This window comes from Streptomyces sp. NPDC001890 (assembly GCF_042891445.1).
Lineage (GTDB): Bacteria > Actinomycetota > Actinomycetes > Streptomycetales > Streptomycetaceae > Streptomyces.
The window spans coordinates 32704-53770 of sequence record NZ_JBIATE010000024.1; the positions used below are offsets into that span (position 1 = coordinate 32704).

Here is a 21067-nt window from a genome sequence, read left to right on the forward strand (position 1 = left end):
TTCGTTGTCGTCTGTCGGGGTGGTGGGGGTGTCGTCGAAGAGGCCTCCGCTGATGTCGATTTCGGATTCGTTGTCGTCTGTCGGGGTGGTGGGGGTGTCGTCGAAGAGGCCTCCGCTGATGTCGATTTCGGATTCGTTGTCGTCTGTCGGGGTGGTGGGGGTGTCGCCGAAGAGGCCTCCGCTGATGTCGATCTCGGATGCGTCGTCGGCGTTCGCGGCCGGGAGATCCGTGGTCCTGGTTTCCTCGCCCTCGTCCTGGCTCTTCTCCTCGTCGTCCTCGTTCTGGCCCTCGGCGGTGCTCGCCGGCCGGCTCACGGTCCGTGTCCGGATGCTGTCGGAACTCGACGAACGGTCGTCGATGGGCTCTTCGTCGGACTCGGACTCTTCCCGCTGGTCCCAGTCGGTCCGCCAGAGCGGCAAATCCTGCGAGTCGTCGTCCTCCTGGTTCTCGTGGTGGTCGAGAGACTCGGTCCGGGGCAACGCCGGACGATCGGAGAGGGCCAGACGAAGGGCCTGCAGCGTCTGGTCGTTGTTCGGATCGTGTGCCTTGGCGCGGAGGTTCGCGAAGTAGGTGTGCAGCCGGGAACCGGGCCGCATCAGCTCGTCGATGGCCTCCGCGATGACCTCGGTCGCGCTTTCCTCCGGCACGACGGACATGCGGTCCATGGTGCTGCGGACCTTGACGAGATGGTCGGCCCGGAGCTTCTCCAGTTTGGTCAGGATCGAGGCGTACTGATCCTTGGTGATGGTCACCCCGCGTCCGGTGTACGGGTCCTTCACCACGGCCTTGACGTCCTCGCCGTCACCGAGCAGCGACTCCAGGTCCTCCTCGGTCAGCACGCCTGTTGCCAGGAGACGGTTCATCTCGTCCCGGGTCAGGACTCGTCCTTCCCCGTTCCTGGGCAGCGCCGGCATCACGGACTGGGCCGTGCGCACGTTCTGGAACGCCGTCCATTCGGGCGTCGACTGTTTCGTGGCTCTGCGGCCCCACTGGCTGGGATGGGTGATGGCCCTGGTCACCTGTCCGAGATGATCCGCCGCTACCGGGTCGAGCCTGTCGTACGGGGTGTGATGGGTCAGAGCGGAGAAGTACGGGCGGCCCAGCAGCTGCATCAGGTTCGTGGTGTTGGCACCTTCCAGCACCGCCGGAAGCGTACCGAGCTGGAAGACCTGCCGGAACACGTCCTGGGGGAGGCCGGGAGACTGCACGACGAGGACGTCATCCGGCCCGAGCAGGGCGAGTTGTTGGTCGAGGTCCTCGGCGGCGATCTCGGTCCGGCGCAGATGAGCATCGGTGTGGACGGGTGCGTAGTCGACCGTGGTGCGGCCGAACGAAAGGATCACGGACGGTTTGCCGAGCCCGGCCTTGGTGATTCCGGCGGCCAGGGAGCTGAGCGCCGACACCCTTCCCGGCTCGGCGACGTTGTGCAGGCCGTATACCGGCATGACCTCGGTGCCGTTTCGGTGGACGGCACGGGCGACCGCTTTGAGCCCGGCGGCGACGGCCGGATCGGTGACCCGTCGGTCGATCAGGTCCGTGAGCTCGTCCTGGGTGAGGAGCGGGGTGTGGAAGTTGAACAACGCGTCGGACGCCAGGGCGTTTCCCTCGTCCTCCGACGGCTCGGTGCTCTCCAGGTCCTTGACCTCGACCGTGCCGTCCGCGGACGGCCTGCTGTACAGATAGCGGTGCGAGGTGTCCCAGGCATAGGGCTTGAGCACGATCGCCCGGTCGGCTCCCAGGAAGTTCAGGAACCGCTCCGCCGCCTCCTGGTTGTCGTCGAGCCGGTCACTCGCCGCGACCATGACCAGGCCCTGGGCCCCCGGCTCCCCGGACGCCCGGGGGTCGGCCGCCGGCTGGTGCGGGTCGAACGTCCGGGTCTGCCAGTTGACGCGGGCGTTGAGGCTGTCGCTCAGCAGGAGCCTGAGTTTCTCCTGGACGCTGTCGGGAGCGATCGCGGTGATGGGCCCCGTGTAGCCCAGCTCGTCGAGCGAGTCCATCATCATCGTGGCGGCGGCCTGGTGGCCGAAGTTGGCCGCGTCGTCGATGTAGATCGTGACACCGCCCTCGGCGCCGTTCAGCTTCTCGCGCAGCTCCCTGCGGAGGTCGATCTCCTGTTGTGACGGCGCGACCCCCCGACGGTGGGCGGCGATATCGGCGAGCAGCTGTTGCGACGGGTCGCCGGGGGTGCTGAAGAGCTGCGACCACAGCTGATGCTCCGGCACCGTGACGGTGTCGGGGGTGGCCTGCGATGGGGACGTGGTCTGCGTTTCGGTGAGGGACGACTCGTCGTCGGAGCCGTCCTCGGTGAGCAGGCCGGTGCTGGGCTCGGTGTCGTTGTCCTGGTCCTGGTCCTGGTCCGTTCCGTTCCCCGTGTCCGACTGCGTGTTCGACGTCTGCTCGTCCTGCGAGTCGTCCCGTGAGCCGTCCCGCGAGTCGTCCTGCGAATCGTCCCGCGACGCGTCGCGGCTGTTGCTGTCGGAGGAGTTGTTGCCGGTGTGGGGGGCGTTGGACGTGTTGGGGCTCGCGGGGGACACCGTGTGCTCGTCGGAGGTCTGCTGGGTCTCCTCCTTCGTGACGTCGTTGCCGTTGTCGGTGTCGCCCGTGAAGTCGGTGTCGGTGCCGTTGTCGTTGCTGGAGGTGTTGACGGACCCCTTGGTGGCCGGTCCGGTCGAGCCGGAGGGACCCTTGGAGCCCGGCGACGGGGACGTCGAATTGGGGTCCGCCCGCTCGTCGTTCCCCGTCTGTTCGGTCGCGTCCGCCTGGTCCTGGTAACCGGCACCGCTCGTCGTGCTGTTGTTCTTGCCGCCCCCCGGCGCCCCGCCGGCCCCGGTCGTCGATCCCTTTCCGGTCGTGGCCGGGCCTCCGGCGGCAGTTCCGTCACCGGTTCCGCTCCCGCTCCCGGACCCCGCCCCGCTCCCGGCATCGGCATCGGCCTCCGTTCCGGTCCCGGACTTCGCCCCCGCGCCCTCCTCGTCCGTCTGGCTGGACGTCGGCACCTTCGTTCCGGCGAAATTGTTCTTCACCCAGGTACCGGGCTTGGACGCGCCACTGCTGAGCACGGACTCGGCCTTGTTGCTGATCCCGGAGCCCAGGAACGTGTCCCAGCTCGTCGTCCAGTTCCCCGTCATCAGACCACCGGCCACGATCTCCGCGACGGCCTCCGAGCCACCCGAGGTCAGGAAGTCCTTCACGTCGTTCAGCGCGGTGTTGCCCAGGTTCTTGGGGGAGAGAGTCTTCGGCCGGGGAGCCTTGTCGGTCACGTCCTTGGTGAGGTTCTTGACCGGGCCCGAGCCCGTGAAGTTCTTGAGCAGCTTGCCGAGCCCGGACGAGAACGCCCCGTGGAAGAACCCCGCGAACGCGCCGAAGACACCGTCCTGCGCGATGGCCTTCCAGTCGAAACCCTTGGGCCGCCGCCCGTCGGGCCCCGCCATCATCATGGCGAGACGTACCGCGAAGGTCTGGAACGCCTCCTGGAACGCCTCGCTCAGGCTCGGCATCAGATGCGTACGCTGCAACAGCGTGTCCAGCACCGTCAGCACCACCACCCGGCTGCGCGCCTTCGCCACCGCGGTGTCGCTCGCCGTGGCCCCGCCCGAGAAGAACGCCGTCACGGCGATGATCAGCAGCTCGATCAGCAGCCGGATCAGCTCGGCGATGATCTGCCACTTGGACTCGATGATGTTCATCGACGTCTCGGTGCGCCCGTCACCGATGGTCTTCAGCTGGTCGGAGAAGTCCCGGAGATGGTTGGTACCCCCGTTGTCGATGAAGAGCTTCATCGACTGGAGGTAGTTCGCACCCACCTTGGGCGGGAGCGACCTGCTGATCCCGACGACCGACTGCTCGATCTCCCCGGACAGGTCGGTGAGCCGGTCGGCGAGCCGGTGGTACGGGCGCCGGCTGGCGTACGCCAGATCTTCGTCAGCCTGCAACAGCCGTTCGCCGATGAGGACGAACAGCAGGTTGTTCAGCTCGGGCGTCGCCTTGATCGACATGGGGCCGTGCTCTCCGCCTTCAGCGCTTTCCGCTGTTGTTGGGCTTGATCCGGTGGTCGCGGATGGCGTCCAGGATGTTGTTCTGGTTGGACTTGATCGAGGCCAGGTTGACCGAGGTCCCGTGTGCCACGCCGTTGACCGCTTCGGACAGGGCGAGCGCGGTCTCGCTGCTGCTCTCCCGCTCCTTCTGTTCCTGCGGGATGACCTCCTTGGCGAAGCTGTCGTCCTGGCCCGGCCAGTCGCGCGTCGCCCGCACGTCCATGACGAAGTCGTCCACCATCGAGCCGATCGAGGTGCTGATCGAGTACATCTGCCGCAACCCGGCCTGGATACGGGCGGGTTCGGCGTAATAGCCGTCGCTCATGCTGTGTTCAGCGCTCCTCGTCCTCGTCGATCTCGTCACGCAATCGGCGTCCCGACTCCTGCCGGGCCCGCTCCTCCGGGTCCTGGAGGACCTCGGGCCCGAAGATCCGCGCCCAGTCGATGTCCACCCCCGTCAGTTCGGGCACCTCGGTGCTGGGCCGGGTGAACGGCTCGAAAGTCTCCATCACCTGCCGGGCCATCTCCGCGCGGGCCCGTCCGAACGCCTCCAGCACCGCCCCCGACAGTTCACCCGGCGACATGGTCCGGTACTTCTGCTCCAGGAACCGCAGCGCGGTCAGTTCTCCCTGGGGCCCGACCGTGACCTCCACCGACCGGTCCGCCGACCGTACGGTGCGTGTCGCCTGCCGGAGTTCGGCCTCGGCCTTCGCCACCCCCTTCTCGGTGGCCTCCAGTTCGGCCATCGCCGTGGCCAGCCGGGCCGCCACGGACCGGGCGTACGGCGAGACCTCGCCGCGTCCCGAGTTCTCCGCCGCCTCGTCCATCGCGCCGCTCACCGTCCGATCACCGTGGGCGTGCCGCCCTCTTCCGCGCCCCACACGTCCTCGTCCTCGGCCACCCAGTGCACCCGCTCGCGCTCACCGCTGCCCGTCGCCTGCCCGCCCTGGGTGCCGCCCGCAGCCCCGCCGGCGACGGCCGTGGAACTGGTGGCCGTACGGGCCCTGCGGGCGCTGCGCTCCTCGTCGGCACCGCGCCGGCCGCCGGTACGCGATGTCCCGCCGCGGGTACCGGGGCCGCTCTCCGTCAGGACGTTGCGGACGCGTTCGCCCGACGATCCGCCGGCCTGCCCGCCGCCGGCGCCCATCCCGCCCATGCCACCCATCCCGCCCATGCCACCCATCGGCATCATGGGATTGAGCGGGGTGGAACCGTCCGACGACGTGCCCGCGCCCGAGCCCGTGCCCGCACCCGTGCCTGTCGGCAGGGTGTCGGTGGCGCCGGGGGGCGCACCGAGCGTTCCGCCCGGGTGGAAGGTGCTGTCGTAGTCCTCGTAGTCGCCCTCGCCGGAGCGCCTTTGACCGCCCCCGGACGTGGAGTCGTTCAACGAGGTGTGGGAGTTCCCGCCCAGGGAGTTGAGGTCACGGTGGAGATCGCGGTCGAGGGCGCTGCGCAGGTCCCGGTCGAGTCCGCTGTTGAGATCGCGGTTCAGGTCGTGGTTGAGATCCTGACGGGTGGGCGGCGGCGTGAAGTGGTTCTTGCTGCTCGGTGGCCACTCGATCTCGGTCCTGGGATTGAGATCGCTGACCGTCTCCTTGCCGTTCTTGTCGATGGTCGTGACCTTGCCGGTCTCCGGATCGACGATCTGCCGGCTGCCGTCCTTGAATGTGGTGGTGAGTGTGCCGTCCTTGTTCAGCCTGGTGACACTGCCGTCCGGGTTGGTCACGCTCTGGCCCGGGTTGAGGTCCTGCACCGTGGTCTTCCCCTGGTGGGGGGTGACGGTGTACTTGCCGGTCTTCGGGTCGTACGTGACCCGGTCCCCGTTGGGATACGTCGTGACCACGTTGCGGTTCTTGTCGAGCGAGGTGGTGCCGCCACCGGGCCCCAGGACCGTGTTGCCCGGAAGGCCGGGCGGGGGGACCAGCGGATTCAGCGGGCCGGTCTGCGTGGTGTCCCCGCTGCCCGGCTTGCCGATGTTGTTGAGATCGTTGTTGAGATCGCTGGTCAGGTTCTTGCCGATCCCGTTGCCGAGACCGTTCCCCGAGCCGCCGTTGAGATCCTTCGTACCGCCGTTGCCGAGCAGGTCCTTGATGCCGCCCGGCCCGCCCCCGAAGTCGTTGAGTGACTGGGAGATGTTGTTCCCCATGTCACCGATGCCCTTGTTGAGGTCATCCAGCGCCGAGTTGAGATCCTTGGTGTTCTTGTCTGCTTCCTCCTTGGCCTTCTCGGTCTTCTCCTTGGTGTAGAACTCGGTCAGCGACCCGGTGTTCTTGGTGGTGAGCGGCGTCTCGAACGGTGTGGTGGCGTCGATCCAGGCGTTGTTGAGGTCGGACAGCACTTTCTGCGCGGTGCCGTTCAGACCGAGCTGAAGCCCTTCGATGTCCGGGTGAGGTGTTTCGATGAACTCGTTCCAGCGCCGCACGGCCTCCTCGCCCACCTTGGCCCAGTTCTGAATGTCGTTCAGATTGCCGAAGGACGGATGAGGTTCCTGGAATCCGGGCTTGGTGGAGTACGTCGAGCTGTAAGTCTCTTTACTGGTCTGCCGGGTGGTCACCGAGATGTACGGGATGTTGTTCGCGGTCAGCCAGGTCAGAATCTCGTCCAGGACCTGGATCAGGTAGAAGTGCGGGTCGTGCTCATTGCGCCCCATCCACGCGTTCCACGCCGTCTGGAGGGACTTCCCCTGAGCCAGCAGCGTCTGCTGTGCGGCCATCAGCTGTTTGGAATAGTTGGACTTCGGAGTGAACGCGGGTTCCCCGACGGCGTCGTACTTGGCGCCCGCGCCCAGTTGCTCCTTGTAGTTGTCGTAGTTTCCGTGGAGCTGATGGATCAGCTGCCAGAAGATTCCCGCTGCCTGGCCCTTCCAGGAGGACTGTTCGCTCCCCAGCGACTTCTCCCACCCCGCGAGGATCTCGGTCTGGTCCACGAAGAACTGGGCGGACCGGTCGAAGGCCTGGGCGGTGCTCTGGAAGGTGTTGAGGTCCACCACGTTGGCATCCGGGACCGAGGCGCCGTTGAAGGCGGCCCCCTGAGTGGTCTTCGAGTCGACCAGAGCGCCCAGGGCCGCTCCCGGGCCGCCCATGTACTGCCCCAGCGGGCCGATGTCGAAGTCGTCGCCGTACTTGCCCTTGTACTTTCCCCCGGACAGGGACTCATGAGCGTCCAGCTTGCGGCTGCGGCCGTTCTCCGACATGAAGGAGCCGATGAAGACCAGCCGCGCGTGGTACATCTCCACGTGCCCGTTCGCATTCGAGTAGAAGTACAGGTCATAGTCCTGCCCTTCACTCTTCAGCGATCCCTGCTTCGCCGCGTCCACCACCGACTGGACATCGATCTTGTCCAGGCTCATCCGGAAGAGCGGGCTCTTCTCCTTGCTGCTCAGGCCGGTGAACAGGCCCTTGCGGCTGGGCATCGGATAGCCGGTCAGCTTGGTGACGGCCTGCCCCCAGTAGTCGTCGGCGTCGTAGCTCTGTGAAGTCGGGGTGGACATGCGGAACGCTCCGGAGGCGAGGAAGAGGGGCGGGGCGAATCTGTACGGAGACGGGGGCGGGGCGGGGCGAGTCTGTACGGAGACGGCTCGGCCCGGACCGCCGGGAGGGCGGCCCGGGCGGATCGCCGGGGTCGGACCGCCCCCGCGGGGGCGGCCGGGTCAGGCGCCGGTCTTGGTGGTGGGGCTCAGGTCCTTGTCCACGTCCGAGAAGATGTCGAGCAGTGCGGCACCGTCGATCGATTCGAGGCTCTTGCCCTGGGTGCTGAGCAGCTTCTCGACGGTCGTCAGCAGGTCGCTCTTGATGTGCTTGAAGAGTGTCTGCTGACTCTCGAAGATGCCGTCGACCGAACCCGCTGCCGTCTTGACCGCCTTCACCAGGGACTGGCCGTGCACACTGTCGTCCGTCCCCAGCAGGCCGATGGCCAGCGCCGGGTCCTGCTGGAGCGTGGTGGGCGAGGTGCGCCCGTCGAGGATGCTCTTGAGTGCCTTGAGACCGTTGGGGTCGTCCTTGCGGATCTTGTCCAACGCAGTCTGGAACGCCGTGACATCGTTCTCGGCGAACGTTTTGAGGCTCTTGCCGTCGAGGTGGGTCAGATCGGCCATCGGATGCCCTCGCTCAGCGGCCGATGGAGATCTCGGACCACATCTGCGACAGCGAGTTCTCGCTGTACTTGTAGTTGCCCGAGATGTCGGTCAGCAGGGCCGCGTGCGAATTCAGCAGTGTTTCCATGTTCCGTACGGCCTGGTCCCAGGCGGCCTGCTTCTGACGGTAGGTGTCGGCGTCCGAGCCGTACCACGTCTTGCGCAGCTCGGCGAGCTCCGCCTCCAGGGACGACAGCGTCCGGGCGATCGCCTGGGTCTGGCGGACCATGTCGTCACCGGCGTTGTTCATGTGGCCGTAGTCGACCAGGATGTAACCGTCTGTCAGGTTGTCGGGCATCGGGGAGACCTCGCTTCACTGCCTGGGATGGGTGCCCCGCCGCGGTGGCGGCGAGGGGTGCCGGACGGCCGGCGGGACGGACGACGCGACGACGCCGTCCGGGGCGGTCCTACGCCATCAGGTCGTCGAACGCCTTCTGCGAGGCGCTGTACGCCTGGTTGATCGCGTCGTTGGACGATCCCTGCGTCTTGCCGTGCTCCACCAGGCTCGTGTTGAGCTTGTCGACCATGTCCTCCAGGTTGCGGAGGATGATGTTGACCTGGTCGTCCCACTGCTTCAGCAGGACGCCGTACTGGCCGCCGTCGCTGCCCTGGTAGCCCTTGCTCAGGTTGTTACGGGTGTTGTCGACGTCCTGACGGGACTTGAGGATTCCGCTATAGGCGGCCTCAAGCGCCTGGATGCCGTTCCGGGTCGAGCTCTCGCTCGACTGCTGGAGGTTGCCGCCCGGTCCCGCCTGCGCGCCTGCGTCTGCCACGGTGTCTCCCATGCTCAACTGCTGGATGGCCGTGATCCTATGATCGGACCAGTCATGTGCTCAATGGCCCTCGGCCGCATCTGAGCTTTTCCTGAGCATCACTCAACTTCTTTTACCCGACGGCAATGTCCCGTTGTCCTCATGGCCCTCCGCCACCCCCGCCACCTGCGGGCACGCCGGCTCCGTCGTGCCCGCGCCGCGGCCCGCCATGGCCGCTTCCGGGCTCAGATCGGGGCCGGACGGCAGCATCGCCAGGAGCGGGGACGGCAGGGCCTGGACGGCGGCACCGTCGTACCCCAGCGCCCTCTGCGCCGCCTGGTTCAGCAGCCGGTACTTCACCCCGTTGTCGGCGACGAAGTAGGTGGTGGAGCCGACATCGGTACCGCCCGCGCCGAGCGCCTTGACCAGCGCGCCGTGCCCCGGTCGTACGGCCGTCGCGTCCACCGGCAGACAGGCCGGGGCGACGTGCTCGGGCGAAGCCGCGGAGGCCGGGGGCAGCGCGGTGAGCGGAACCAGCGCACCGGTCACCCGCGTACCGTCCCCGCGGTCGGGCCGCACCCGGGCACAGGCCGCCCACCCCGCAGGTACGGACTCGGCGCGCGGCGGCGTCCGCGGCAGGCCGGCCGGAACGGGCTCGCTGCCCTCCGCGCCGGGCGCCAGACGGGCCTTCACCTCGGCCGCACCGATCACCGCCGCGGCGGGCGCCGCACCCCCGTACGCCTCGTCCTTGGTCTCCGTCGAACCCAGGGCCAGCGCCGCCCCGGTCTCCGTCAGCGGAACCAGGCCCTCCGTGCGCAGCAGGTAGTACTGGCGCCCCGCCCCCGGCGTACGCGACTGGAACACCTGCCCGAGCTTCGAGGGCTTCCCGCCCAACGACGGCCCCGCCCCACCGCGTCCGGGCACGGCGGGCGGCACCAGATCCGGGCCCCGCACCAGCGCGTCCAGGAACGCGGCGGACACCGGCCGGGGCGTCACCGACCCGTACCCCAGCGACACCGCGGCGTTCCCGCCCCGGTCCAGCCGCAACCGGCTGCCCTGCCAGACCAGATACCGGACCCGGTCCGGCCCCGACACCACCAGACCCTGCCCCGCGCCCATGCCCCGCCCCTCGACCGGCGCACCGGCCACCAGCGCGGTGAACGCCCCCGTCGCGTCACGGGAGCCGCCGGAGTCCTGCGCACCCGCCTCCGACGCGAGCACCGAGCACACCTGCCACGGGTCCTGCTCCAGGTCGGCCACGCCCGGTACGGAATCCGGCGCGCCCGGTATCCCGACGGGGGCGCCCACCGCCGTGCCCTTCAGCGACGCCGTGCTCACGTCCTTCGACTTCAGCTTGCCGTCGCCGACCAGCAGCGCGGAGGCGTAGTTGCGCACCGGACGCAGCCGGCCCGCCACGTACACGTAACGGGCCCCCGTCTCCCGGTTCACCACCAGGGTCCCCGACGCCCGCCACGCGTCGTTGCCACCGGGGGACATGAAGCCGTACACCAGCGAACCGGCGGCCACCAGCACGGCGATCACCACACCGATCAGCACCCCTCGGGTGGTCCGCCCGAGCGGGCTCTCCGGGGCGTCCGGATCGGCGAGCAGCATCCCGGAGGTCAGCCGGCCCATCACGAAGGTGTGTGCCTGGACCTGGTCACGCTTGGACTGCATGGGGCAATACCTTCCGGGTCAGCCGTTGATCGCCCGGAGCGCGGCGAACACGCCGAGCACCCAGAGCGCGAGCGGCAGCAGGCTGATCGCCAGTGCCGAGTGCAGCAGTTCGGCCGCGCGGCCCCAGTACGGCACCAGCCGCCGCCCCGGCACCGTCCACGACACGATCGCCAGCAGCGCGGTGACCGCCACCAGCCCCGCGACCAGCAGCGGCCGCTCATCGGGGGCCAGGGACGCGGCCAGCGCCACGGTCAGCAGCAGCGCACCCCACACCCCGGGCAGCAGCAGCGCGAGCCGCTGCGGCACATTGACCATGCCGCGCCCGTGCAGCAGCAGAAGCAGCGAGAGCACCGCCGCGGTGAGGGACTCCGGCAGGTTCGGGCCGTCGGCCAGCACCACGAGACAGGCCGCGCAGACGGTGCCCGCCGCCCCGTAGAGCGCGGTCATCCAGCCACTCGCCAGTTCCGTGCGGGTGGTCACCTCACCACCGGCGTAGGGCTCGATGCCCTCCTGCAGCTGCTGGGAGTTGGTCGGCAGCGCGGGCATCCGCATCCCCGCCAGCTTGAACGCCAGAGCCGGTACGAAACCGCCCAGCACCACGGCCAGCGCGGCGAGCACCGTCGCCGCCCCGTCCATCGCCAGACCGGCGGGCCCGGCGAGCGCCCCGCCCAGCGCGACGGCGCACCAGAACACCGCCGTCGCCAGGAAGAACGGCACCGACACGGCCGCGAGCGCGAGCCCCAGCACCGCACCGCCCGCACCGGCCGCCCCTGCCGCCAACAGGCGCGCGCCGAGCACCTCGTGCACATCGGGGCCGCTCAGCTCACCCCCCGGCAGCAGCCAGCCCGCCAGCGCCAGATACGGACCCGCCATCGCCCCGAGCACCGCGGCGGCCGCCGCGTCGCCCACGGCGCGGCTCGCCGAGGCGGCCCCGGCCAGCAACAACGCCCCCACCGCGCCCGCCCCGGCGGCCCGCACGCCGACCGGGCCCCCCGGCCAGGCCAGCAGGGCGAGCCCGGCCAGCAGCGTCAGCACGCACAGCGCACGCAGCAGTCGCCTGCTGGAATCGGCGTTCCAGCCGTGCAACCGGTCGCGCACCACACTGGCGATGCCGTCGACCAGGTCGTCCAGCCGCACTTCCGGCAGGGCGTCGGTGTGCGGTCGCAGATACAGCACTTCGCCGTCCTTGAGGCCGAGGGTCTCCAGGGTTCCCTCGTCGTCCAGGGCCGGTCCGCCCAGCCGTTGCAGCACCCAGCCGCTGTGGTCCAGGCCGGTCTCCTCCAGCTCCGTACCCGCGTAACGCAGCACGGTGGGAAGGAGATCGGCCACCGGGACATCGGAGGGCACCGCAAGGTCGATGGTTTTTTCGGGGGCACGTATGGTGAGGCGGCACAGGCCCGCCACGGAGCTGTCGGTCAAGGTCAGGGCTCGCGTTCTCGGGGGACTTGTCGGATGCGACATGGACGCGCTTGGTGATCGGATGCAGACTACTGATCATCATCCGGGCCACGTCAACGGACCTCGTGTCAGTCCCTGTTGGTCCACAACCGTCCGGCTTGCGCGCCGGTCGGCACTCCCGTGCGCCCCACCGGCCCGGTCCACCCGTCACGGCGGTCGGCCCGCCGCTCTCCGCGGCCTGCCGTCGCCGTCGTCGAAGGAGTCTGTTCGTTGAGCGTGGTCCTCTTCCGCCGCCCAGCCCGCCGTCGCGGCCCGGACATGCCCGAAGGAGAGCTGAACCTCCAGGAGCCACCGACCCTGCCGGAGACGGTTCCCGACTCCTCGGCGATCTGGACCTATCTGCCGATGGCCATGATGTCGGTGTCCATGATGCTGATGTTCATGCGTCCGGGCGGCGGCAGCAGTGTCTTCACCTACCTGGCACTCGGCATGATGGTCACCGCGTCGGCCGCCATGCTCGTCGGCCAGATGATGCGCAAGGGCGGCGAGCGCAAGCAGCGGCTGCGCGGCGAGCGCCGCGACTACCTGCGCTATCTCTCCCAGATCCGGCGCAGCGTCCACGAGGCGGTCAGCGACCAGCAGGAGGCCCTCGCCTGGCGGCACCCCGAACCCAGGGTGCTGCGCACCATGGTGCGCTCCACCCGGCTGTGGGAACGCAGGGTCTCCGACGACGACTTCGCCGAGGTGCGGATAGCCGTCGGCGACCAGCAGCTCGCGCTGCGCCTCACCCCCACGGCGACCAAGCCCGTCGAGGACCTCGAACCGCTCTGCGCCCACGCGCTGCGCCGCTTCATCAAGGCGTACGGAGTCGTTCCCGACCAGCCCACCGGTCTCTACCTGCGGTCCTGGACCCGGATCCTGTTCCGGGGCGACGACCGGGCCGTACGGGACAACGTCCGCGCGGTCCTGTCCCAGCTGGCCTTCTTCCACCCGCCGGAGGAGCTCTGGATCGCCCTCTGCGTCGCCGACGAGAAGCGCGCCGAATGGGAGTGGGTCAAATGGCTCCCGCACAGCCAGCACAGCCAGGAACAGGACGGCGCGGGCCCCTCCAGGCTCGTCGCGTCCACCTTCCGTGACCTGGAGCAGCTCCTGGGCGCCGAATTCTCCGAGCGGCCCGTCTTCGACGCCGAGGCCGTGCCCGGCCGCGACGAGCCCTTCACCGTGATCGTCGTCGACGGAGCCACGGTGCCCGCGGGCCACCGCCTCGACGGCCCCGGCCTGCGCAACGCCGTCGTGCTCGACCTGTCCGGCGCCCTCAGCTGGCGCCCCGGGCGCACCACCCTGCGCCTCGACGTCCAGCCGGACACCCTGCACCTGGTCCGCACCGACCGCAGCCGCAAGGAACAGACCACCCTCCTGGGCCGCCCCGACGCCATGGGACCCGGCTCGGCCGAAGCACTGGCCAGGCTGCTCGCGCCGTACCGGATGAGCCTGTCCTCGGACGCCGCGCAACCCTTGGACACCGACGTCGAACTCACCGCACTGCTGGGCATTCCCGACCTGTACCGGCACGAGCCGTCCACCCTCTGGGAACGCTCCACCGGTTCGGCGCGGTTGCGCGTCCCGGTCGCGGTCGGCGCCGACGGAGTTCCGGTGGAGCTCGACATCAAGGAGTCCGCGCAGGGCGGGATGGGCCCGCACGGCATGCTCATCGGCGCCACCGGATCCGGCAAGAGCGAGCTGCTGCGCACCCTGGTGCTCGGACTCGCCCTCACGAACTCCTCCGAAACACTCAATTTCATCCTGGTGGACTTCAAGGGCGGCGCCACCTTCCTCGGACTGGACGAACTCCCGCACACCTCTGCCGTGATCACCAACCTGGCCGACGAAGTCGCCCTCGTGGAGCGCATGCAGGACGCCCTGCACGGCGAACTCATCCGCCGCCAGGAGCTGCTGCGCAGCGCCGGGAACCACACCTCTGCGCTGGAGTACGAGAAGGCCCGCGCGGCCGGTGCCGACCTCGAACCGCTGCCCAGCCTCTTCGTCGTCGTCGACGAGTTCAGCGAACTGCTCTCCGCGCACCGCGAGTTCATGGACCTCTTCGTGATGATCGGGCGGCTCGGCCGGTCGCTCGGCGTGCATCTGCTGCTCGCCTCCCAGCGGCTGGACGAAGGCCGCATGCACCAGCTGGAGAGCCACCTCTCCTACCGGGTGGGGCTGCGCACCTTCTCCGCCATGGAGTCACGGGGTGTGCTCGGCGTTCCCGACGCCTACCAGCTGCCCTCCCAGCCCGGCAGCGGCTTCCTCAAGAGCGGCGTCGAGGCGCTGACCCGGTTCCGGGCGGCCTACGTCTCCGGCCCGTACCGCAAGCGCCGCGGCGCCGCCGTCCAGGCCAGGGTCGCCAGCCAGGTGATGCCCTGGACGACCGACTGGGTCGTTCCGCGGGCCCCCGCGACGCGCACCGCCGAACCTGCCGCCGCGCCCGAGGAGTCCGGCACCGGCGACACACTGCTCTCCGTCGCCCTGGAGCGGCTGCGCGACTCCGGACCGGCCGCCCACCAGGTGTGGCTGCCGCCGCTGGACCTGCCGCCCGCGCTCGACCTGCTGCTGCCGTCTCCCGAGCCCCACCCGGAACGCGGCCTCACCCCGGCGGGAACGACGGGGCCCGGCACGCTCAAGGTGCCCCTGGGGCTGGTGGACATGCCGTTCGAGCAGCGCCGCGACCCGCTCACGGTGGACCTCTCCGCCGCCGGCGGCCATGTCGCGATCGCGGGCGGTTCCCAGAGCGGCAAGTCGACCGTCGTACGGACCCTGATCAGCGCGCTCGCCGTCACCCACACCCCGCGCGAAGTGCAGTTCTACTGCCTGGACTTCGGTGGCGGCGCGCTCCTGGCGCTGTCGGGACTGCCGCACGTCGGAGGTGTCGCCGGACGGCTCGACACCGAACGGATCAGTCGTACGGTGGCCGAGGTGACCGCCGTGCTCAACGAGCGGGAACAGTTCTTCCAGGACCGCGGCATCGACTCGATGGCCTCCTACCGGCGCCGCCGGGCCGCCGGAGAGTTCCCCGAAGAGCCCCACGGCGACGTCTTCCTGGTCGTCGACGGCTGGGCCACGGTCAAGCAGGACTTCGACTCGCTGATCCCCACCTTCCACCAGATAGCCGCCCGCGGCCTCAACTACGGCGTCCACATCGTCGTCACCACCGCCCGTTGGATCGAGCTTCCCGCCCAGGTCCGCGACCAGTCGCTGACCCGGCTGGAACTCAAGCTCGGCGACCCGATGGACTCGATGATCGACATCCGCAAGGCGGCCACCGTGCCGCGCGGAGCCGGACGCGGCCTGACCATGGAGGGCAAGCTCCACTTCCTGACCGCCCTGCCCCGCATCGACGGGCGGGACAGCGCCGACGACCTCGCCGAGGGCGTCGCCGACCTGGTCGGCCGGATCGCCGAACACTGGCAGGGCCCGCCGGCCCCACCGGTACGCATGCTGCCGCACCGCCTCCCGGCTGCGGAACTCCCCGAACCCGAGCGCACCGAGGGGCTGCGCGTCCCGATCGGCCTGGACGAGGAGACCCTCTCGCCGGTCTGGCACGACTTCGGCCGCACCCCGCACCTGATCGGCATCGGCGACAGCGAGAGCGGCAAGACCAACCTGCTGCGCCTGCTGGTCCGTTCCATCACCGCCCGCTACACCGCGGCCGAGGCCCGCATCCTGGTGGTGGACTACCGCCGCGAACTGGTCGACTCGGTACCCGAGGAGTACCGCCTCGGACACGTCGTCGCGATCGACTCGCTGCGTGAACTGGTCGGCGGCGCGGCCCGCGCGATCAAGACCAGACTCCCGGGACCGGACATCGCCCCGTCCCGGATGCGGCAGTGCGACTGGTGGACCGGACCGCGGCTGTTCGTCCTGGTCGACGACTACGACATGGTCAGCAACGGCGGCTCCTACGACCACCCGTTCGCCCCGCTGCTGGACCATCTCGCGCTCGGCTACGAGGTCGGTCTGCACGTGGTGGCGGTCCGCTCGGCCACCGGCGCCGGCCGCGGCCTCAACGACCAGTTGCTGCGCCGCCTGGACGAGGTCAACACGCCCGGCATGCTGCTGTCCTGCCCGCCGTCCGAGGGCTATGTGTTCGGCAACGTGAAGCCGCGCAACCTGCCGCCGGGCCGCGCCCAGTACATCGTCCGGCGCAAGGCCACCCTCGTGCAGACCGCACTGGCCGGGGAGGCCGGGGAGCCGCTAGCAGGCTGAGCGACAGCCCTCAAGGGCCCCTGGGACGGCTGCCGCCGCCCCAGGGGCCCTTCGTTCCGTACGGTCGCTCAGTCGCCCGGCGCGTCCGCCACCCGGCGGCGCCGTGCGGGGCGCCAGCCGCGCGCCCGGCCGCGGGGCGCGACCAGCGCCGCCCACGCGACCAGCAGTGCGAGCGAGCCGCCCGCCACCGCGATCCACACCGCCCGGCGGGTCGCGCCCTCGCTGCCGTTGCCCGGCGGCAGCACCACGGAGTCGTCCCGCGCCGCGAGCGGGCGGGCCGCCGGGTCCTGCACGGAGGTGACGGCCGCGTACGGGTCCAGGCGCGGCACATCCGCCGGATAGGCGGTACGGGTCAGCCGCTGTGCCGTACCGGCGGCGGACAGATCCGGATGCGCCGACCGTACGAGGGCGGCGGTGCCCGCCGCGTAGGCGGCCGCGAACGACGCCCCCGACCCGATGAAGTGCCCCGTCCCGCGCGGCCCCACACCCACGACGCCGTCGCCCGGGGCGGCGAGATCCGCACCACGGGTGGCCGGCGCGGTGTCCGGGCGGGTGCCCCGCGCGTCCATGTCGATGACGGAGAGGACCCCGGGCGCCGAGGCGGGCCAGTAGTCGCGCGGCGGTTCGGGCTCCCGGCCCGGCGACGGACCCGCCGGGTCGGGCGTCGCGGCGGCCACGATCAGCGCGTCGCGGGAGGCCGCGTACTGCACGGCCGAACGGAGCCCGGCCGAGTCGGCGGCCAGCGCGGGGGAGACCTGGATGACCTTCGCCCCCGCCTCGGCGGCCGCCCGGATTCCGGCGGCGACCGACGCCGCGGTCGCCGTCCCGCGCTCGTCCGTGCCCCGCACCGCGATGATCCGGGACTCCTGGGCGACCCCCGCGACGCGCACGTTCTTCGCCCGGGCCGCCGCGATCAGCCCGGCCACGAACGTCCCGTGGCCCACGCAGTCCTCCCCGGCCGGGCCCACGGCCGAGACCCGCCCCGCGAGCGTCGGCGCCTGCACCGAGACCCCGGTGTCCACCACCGCGACCTTCACCCCCGCCCCCCGCCCGAACTCCCAGGTACGGGCGAGCTGGAGGTTCTGCTGCTCCCACGGCACCGCCGTGGCCCGCGCCTTCGACCCGCCGGTGCACGGATCACCGTCATCGAGCCGCGCGGGCATCACCGGCAGCCTGACCTTCTCGCCGTCGGCCGCGGCGGCCGGAGAGGCCACCGGCAGCACCAGCGCCGCGGCCAGCAGCGGCGCGGCCACCACCCGTCCGGTGCGGCGGCCGGGGCCGCGCCGCACACCCCTGCCCGGCGTCATTCGGGCACCGCCTGCGGGCGTACGACATCCTCCGGGAGCAGCAGCCGCAGATCGTCCAGACCGGGCGCGGCCATGGCGCTCACCCGGCCCGCCTGGCGGGTCATCATGCCTTCCAGGACCTGCCGGGCCAGCCGCGCGTTGCCGAACGACCGGTCCCTGGGCAGGGCGTCGAAGTACTCCCGCATGACCGCCCCCGCACCCGCACCGCACTCGTACCCGGCCGCGGACGCGTGCTGGCGGACGATGGTGACCAGCTCGTCCGAGGAGTAGTCGGCGAACTCCACCCGCCGCGAGAACCGCGACGAGAGCCCGGGGTTGGAGGCCAGGAAGCGCTCCATCTCACCGGTGTACCCGGCGACGATCACCACCACCTCGTCGCGGTGGTCCTCCATCAGCTTCAGCAGCGTGTCCACCGCCTCGCGCCCGAAGTCGCTGCTGCCCGCGGAACCCTCCGGCGTCAGCGTGTACGCCTCGTCGACGAACAGCACCCCGCCCCTGGCCCGGTCGAACACCTCCCGGGTGAGCTGGGCGGTGTGTCCCACGTACCGGCCGACCAGGTCCGCCCTGGCCACCTCGACGAGCTGGCCGCGCGGCAGCACACCGAGCGACTTCAGCAGCTCGCCGTAGAGCCGGGCGACCGTGGTCTTTCCGGTGCCGGGCGGCCCCGTGAAGACCAGATGGTGGCTGATCCGCGGTGCGGGCAGCCCGGCCGCCTCCCGCTTCTTCGCGGTCGCCAGCAGATTGACCAGGTCGGTGACGTCACGCTTGACGGCGGCCAGGCCCACCATGTCCCCGAGCCGGGCCAGCGGGTCGCTCTCCGTCCCGCCCTCGCCGGCCTGCCCGGACGCCGCGGCGGCGGCCTCCTCGCCGACGTCCTCGGGCAGCAGCCGGGTGAGGTCCTGCTCGTCGGCGTCGGGGAGCGCGGCCAGCCGGTACGCCTGACGGTCCACCATCTCCTCGAACACCTGCCGGGCGGCCCGGCCGTTGCCGAAGCCGGCGTCCCGGGGCATCCGCTCGAAGTGCGCGGCGAGCGCGCCGAACGTCGACTCGTCGAGCTCGTAGCGGTGACGGGCGCACATGCTCTCGATGATCGCGACGAGTTCGGGCACCGCGTAGTTCTCGAACTCGACCGTGCGGGAGAAGCGCGAGGCCAGCCCCGGGTTGGAGCCGAGGAAGTCACGCATCTCGTCCGCGTACCCGGCGGCGACCACGACGACGTCGTCGCGGTGGTCCTCCATCAGCTTCAGCAGTGTGTCGACGGCCTCGCGGCCGAAGTCGGCGCCCGAACCCCGCCCGTCCGACAGCAGGCTGTACGCCTCGTCGACGAACAGCACCCCGCCCAGCGCCCGCTTGAACGTCTCGGTGGTCTTGATGGCGGTACCGCCGACGATCTGCGCCACCAGGTCCGCCCGCGACACCTCCACCAGATGGCCGGAGGGCAGCGCCCCCAGCTCGGCGAGGACCGCCCCGTAGAGCCGGGCGACCGTCGTCTTGCCGGTACCGGGCGGCCCGGAGAAGACCAGGTGCCGGCTCATCGGCGGGGCCGGCAGGCCGAGACGGGCGCGCCGCTGGGCGAGCTGGATCAGATTGACCAGGGTCCGCACCTGGTGCTTGACGTTCTCCAGGCCGATCAGCGCGTCCAGTTCGGCCAGCGGGCCGTCCTCACGGCCGGCGCCGGAACCGTCACCGGAGGCGGCCGTACCGGCCGGATCGGTGCCCTCGGCCTCGCCGAGCCCCCAGGCGTCACGTCTGCCGTTGTCCGTGCTGGTCAGGTTCTCGACCGCCAGCCGCTCGCCCGGCAGCGCCTGCACCAGGCCGCCGCCCTCGTTGTCCCGCACGGTGCAGTTCACCACCGACACCGCGGCCGTGGTCTCCACCCGGAAGCCGTCCCGGCCCGAGCCGCGCACCTCGCAGGCGGTGAAGGCACCCCGGCCGCCCTGGGCCAGCAGTACCCCGTGCCCCGCGGCGGCGGCGATCCGGAGCCGGGTCGCGGTCAGCTCGCCGCCGTCCTCGACCACGACACCCGTGTCCGTGGACTCCCGGACGTCCCAGTCCCGGACGGCGACGCTGCCGCCCGCAGCCACGGACATGCCGTGCGCGGCACCGTGCACGCCGCCCCCGCCGACATAGATGTTGCCCTCGTCGGCGACCCGGATCCCGGCACCGCCGGGCCGTTCGATCTCGCAGTCCTCCAGCCGGCCCCGGCCGTCCTTGACGACCTCCACACCGTGCCCCTTGGCCGCGCCGATCCTGGCCCGGCGCACCAGCGGATTGGCGCCGCTGCGTATGCGTATGCCCACGTCGCCCGCGTCGAGCACTTCGAGACGGTCCAGCTCGGCGACCGACTCCTCCTCCAGCAGCACACCCGTCTGCACGCTGTCCCGCACGGTCAGCCCGGTCAGCACCGGGGAGGCCGAGCCCCGTACGTGCAGCGCGGCCTCCTGAGCCGAATCCAGCCAGCAGTCCTCGAAGGTGCCCCGGGCCCGGTCCGAGACGAGCAGGCCGGGACCCTTCGTACGAGCGGTACGGCACCGGCGCAGCAGCGGATCGGTGCCGCCGGACAGGACGATGCCCGCCCCGCTGGTGCCGGTCACCCGGAGGTCCTCCAGTACCGTCCGGGCCGAGGAGGAGAGGTGGACGCCGACCCCGGTGTCGTGGACCACGGTCCGCAGGATCCGGGTGGTGCTCTGCTCCTCCAGCGCGATGGACGGCTTGTCGGTGGAGGAGATGTCGCACTCCTCGACGGAGCCCTGTCCCTCGCCGTTGGCGAGCACCCCGTTGGCACGGGCGTCGCGGATGGTGCAGCCGCGCAGCGTGATCCGGCCGCGTTCGCCGATCACCACGCCCGAGGTGCCCAGGTGCTCGACCGTGCAGGACTCGGCGGAACTCTCCACCGCCGAGGTCACCACCAGCCCGGCACCGCGCGGATTGCGCACCCGGCAGTCCCGCAGCGCCACCGAGCCGGACCCGCGGGCCAGCAGGGCGGTCCACGAAGCGCCGGTGATGTCGCAGCCGTCCATCGCGATCTGGCCGCGCGGCGCGTCCACCACCGGCAGCTCCTCGTCGCGGCCGCGCAGCACCAGATCGGTGAGCATCACGGCTTCGGCCTGGAGCACCACCGCGCTGCCGTGGGGCGGGCAGATCTCGACGCTGCCGCGGGACTGCTCGGCGACGACGGTGACGGGGACGGTGATGACCAGACTCTCGGCATAGGTGCCGGAACGGACACTGATCACGGCGCCGTTGCGCGCCCTGGCCAGCGCCTCACCGATCGTTCGAAAGCCGTCGGGCCGCTCGGGACAGACCGTCAGAACCTGGCGTGACAAGCGGAATCCTCCTCCTCGGGGCCACACCGCGGTCCTGGGAACACATGATCGGAGCGGGTGCGGCTCCATCATGCCGGAGTGATCCGCTTCCGCATCGGCCGGAGCGGGAACACCGTGTGAACCACGCCCTGTCGGCCCCTGCCGGATCACCCCAACACGGACGAAAACGGGGCGGAGAGC

General features: G+C 70.7%; 11 protein-coding genes and 1 pseudogene. 1 reads left to right on the forward strand and 11 read right to left on the reverse strand.

The window, feature by feature from the left end; genetic code table 11:
• The 9 genes and pseudogenes from ACFYY1_RS34975 to eccD all read right to left on the reverse strand — a co-directional run.
• Positions 1-3996, reverse strand: a pseudogene (locus ACFYY1_RS34975) (hypothetical protein); the annotation flags it as partial.
• A 19-nt stretch (positions 3997-4015) separates the two neighbouring features.
• Positions 4016-4360 (reverse strand): hypothetical protein, encoded by a 345-nt coding sequence (locus ACFYY1_RS34980; protein ID WP_388592773.1) that lies wholly within the window; start codon positions 4358-4360, stop codon positions 4016-4018.
• Between the two features lie 7 nt (positions 4361-4367).
• Positions 4368-4781 (reverse strand): YbaB/EbfC family nucleoid-associated protein, encoded by a 414-nt coding sequence (locus ACFYY1_RS34985; RefSeq protein ID WP_388592858.1) that lies wholly within the window; start codon positions 4779-4781, stop codon positions 4368-4370.
• Positions 4782-4870: 89 nt separating this feature from the next.
• Positions 4871-7525, reverse strand: a complete 2655-nt coding sequence (locus tag ACFYY1_RS34990) for an AAWKG family protein (RefSeq protein WP_388592775.1) — start codon at positions 7523-7525, stop codon at positions 4871-4873.
• A gap of 159 nt (positions 7526-7684) precedes the next feature.
• Positions 7685-8128, reverse strand: coding sequence for a type VII secretion system-associated protein (locus ACFYY1_RS34995; protein WP_388592778.1), 444 nt, complete (start codon positions 8126-8128; stop codon positions 7685-7687).
• A gap of 13 nt (positions 8129-8141) precedes the next feature.
• Positions 8142-8465 (reverse strand): WXG100 family type VII secretion target, encoded by a 324-nt coding sequence (locus ACFYY1_RS35000; protein WP_266735612.1) that lies wholly within the window; start codon positions 8463-8465, stop codon positions 8142-8144.
• 109 nt (positions 8466-8574) lie between these two features.
• Complete coding sequence (locus tag ACFYY1_RS35005) at positions 8575-8940, reverse strand: hypothetical protein (protein ID WP_266735610.1); 366 nt, start codon at positions 8938-8940, stop codon at positions 8575-8577.
• A 102-nt stretch (positions 8941-9042) separates the two neighbouring features.
• The gene (eccB, locus tag ACFYY1_RS35010; protein ID WP_388592779.1) at positions 9043-10596 is read right to left on the reverse strand and encodes a type VII secretion protein EccB; all 1554 of its coding nucleotides are present in this window, start codon (positions 10594-10596) and stop codon (positions 9043-9045) included.
• An 18-nt stretch (positions 10597-10614) separates the two neighbouring features.
• Complete coding sequence (gene eccD, locus ACFYY1_RS35015; protein ID WP_388592782.1) at positions 10615-12015, reverse strand: type VII secretion integral membrane protein EccD; 1401 nt, start codon at positions 12013-12015, stop codon at positions 10615-10617.
• Between the two features lie 297 nt (positions 12016-12312).
• Between eccD and eccCa the strand changes: the two genes are divergently transcribed.
• On the forward strand, positions 12313-16254 hold the full coding sequence (gene eccCa, locus ACFYY1_RS35020; protein ID WP_388592861.1) for a type VII secretion protein EccCa: 3942 nt from the start codon (positions 12313-12315) through the stop codon (positions 16252-16254).
• A 68-nt stretch (positions 16255-16322) separates the two neighbouring features.
• Here the strand turns inward: eccCa and ACFYY1_RS35025 are convergent, their stop codons facing one another.
• Complete coding sequence (locus ACFYY1_RS35025; protein WP_388592784.1) at positions 16323-17561, reverse strand: S8 family serine peptidase; 1239 nt, start codon at positions 17559-17561, stop codon at positions 16323-16325.
• Positions 17558-20887, reverse strand: coding sequence for a right-handed parallel beta-helix repeat-containing protein (locus ACFYY1_RS35030; RefSeq protein ID WP_388592786.1), 3330 nt, complete (start codon positions 20885-20887; stop codon positions 17558-17560). The genes ACFYY1_RS35025 and ACFYY1_RS35030 overlap by 4 nt, the downstream gene beginning before the upstream one ends.
• Between the last annotated feature and the right edge of the window lie 180 nt (positions 20888-21067).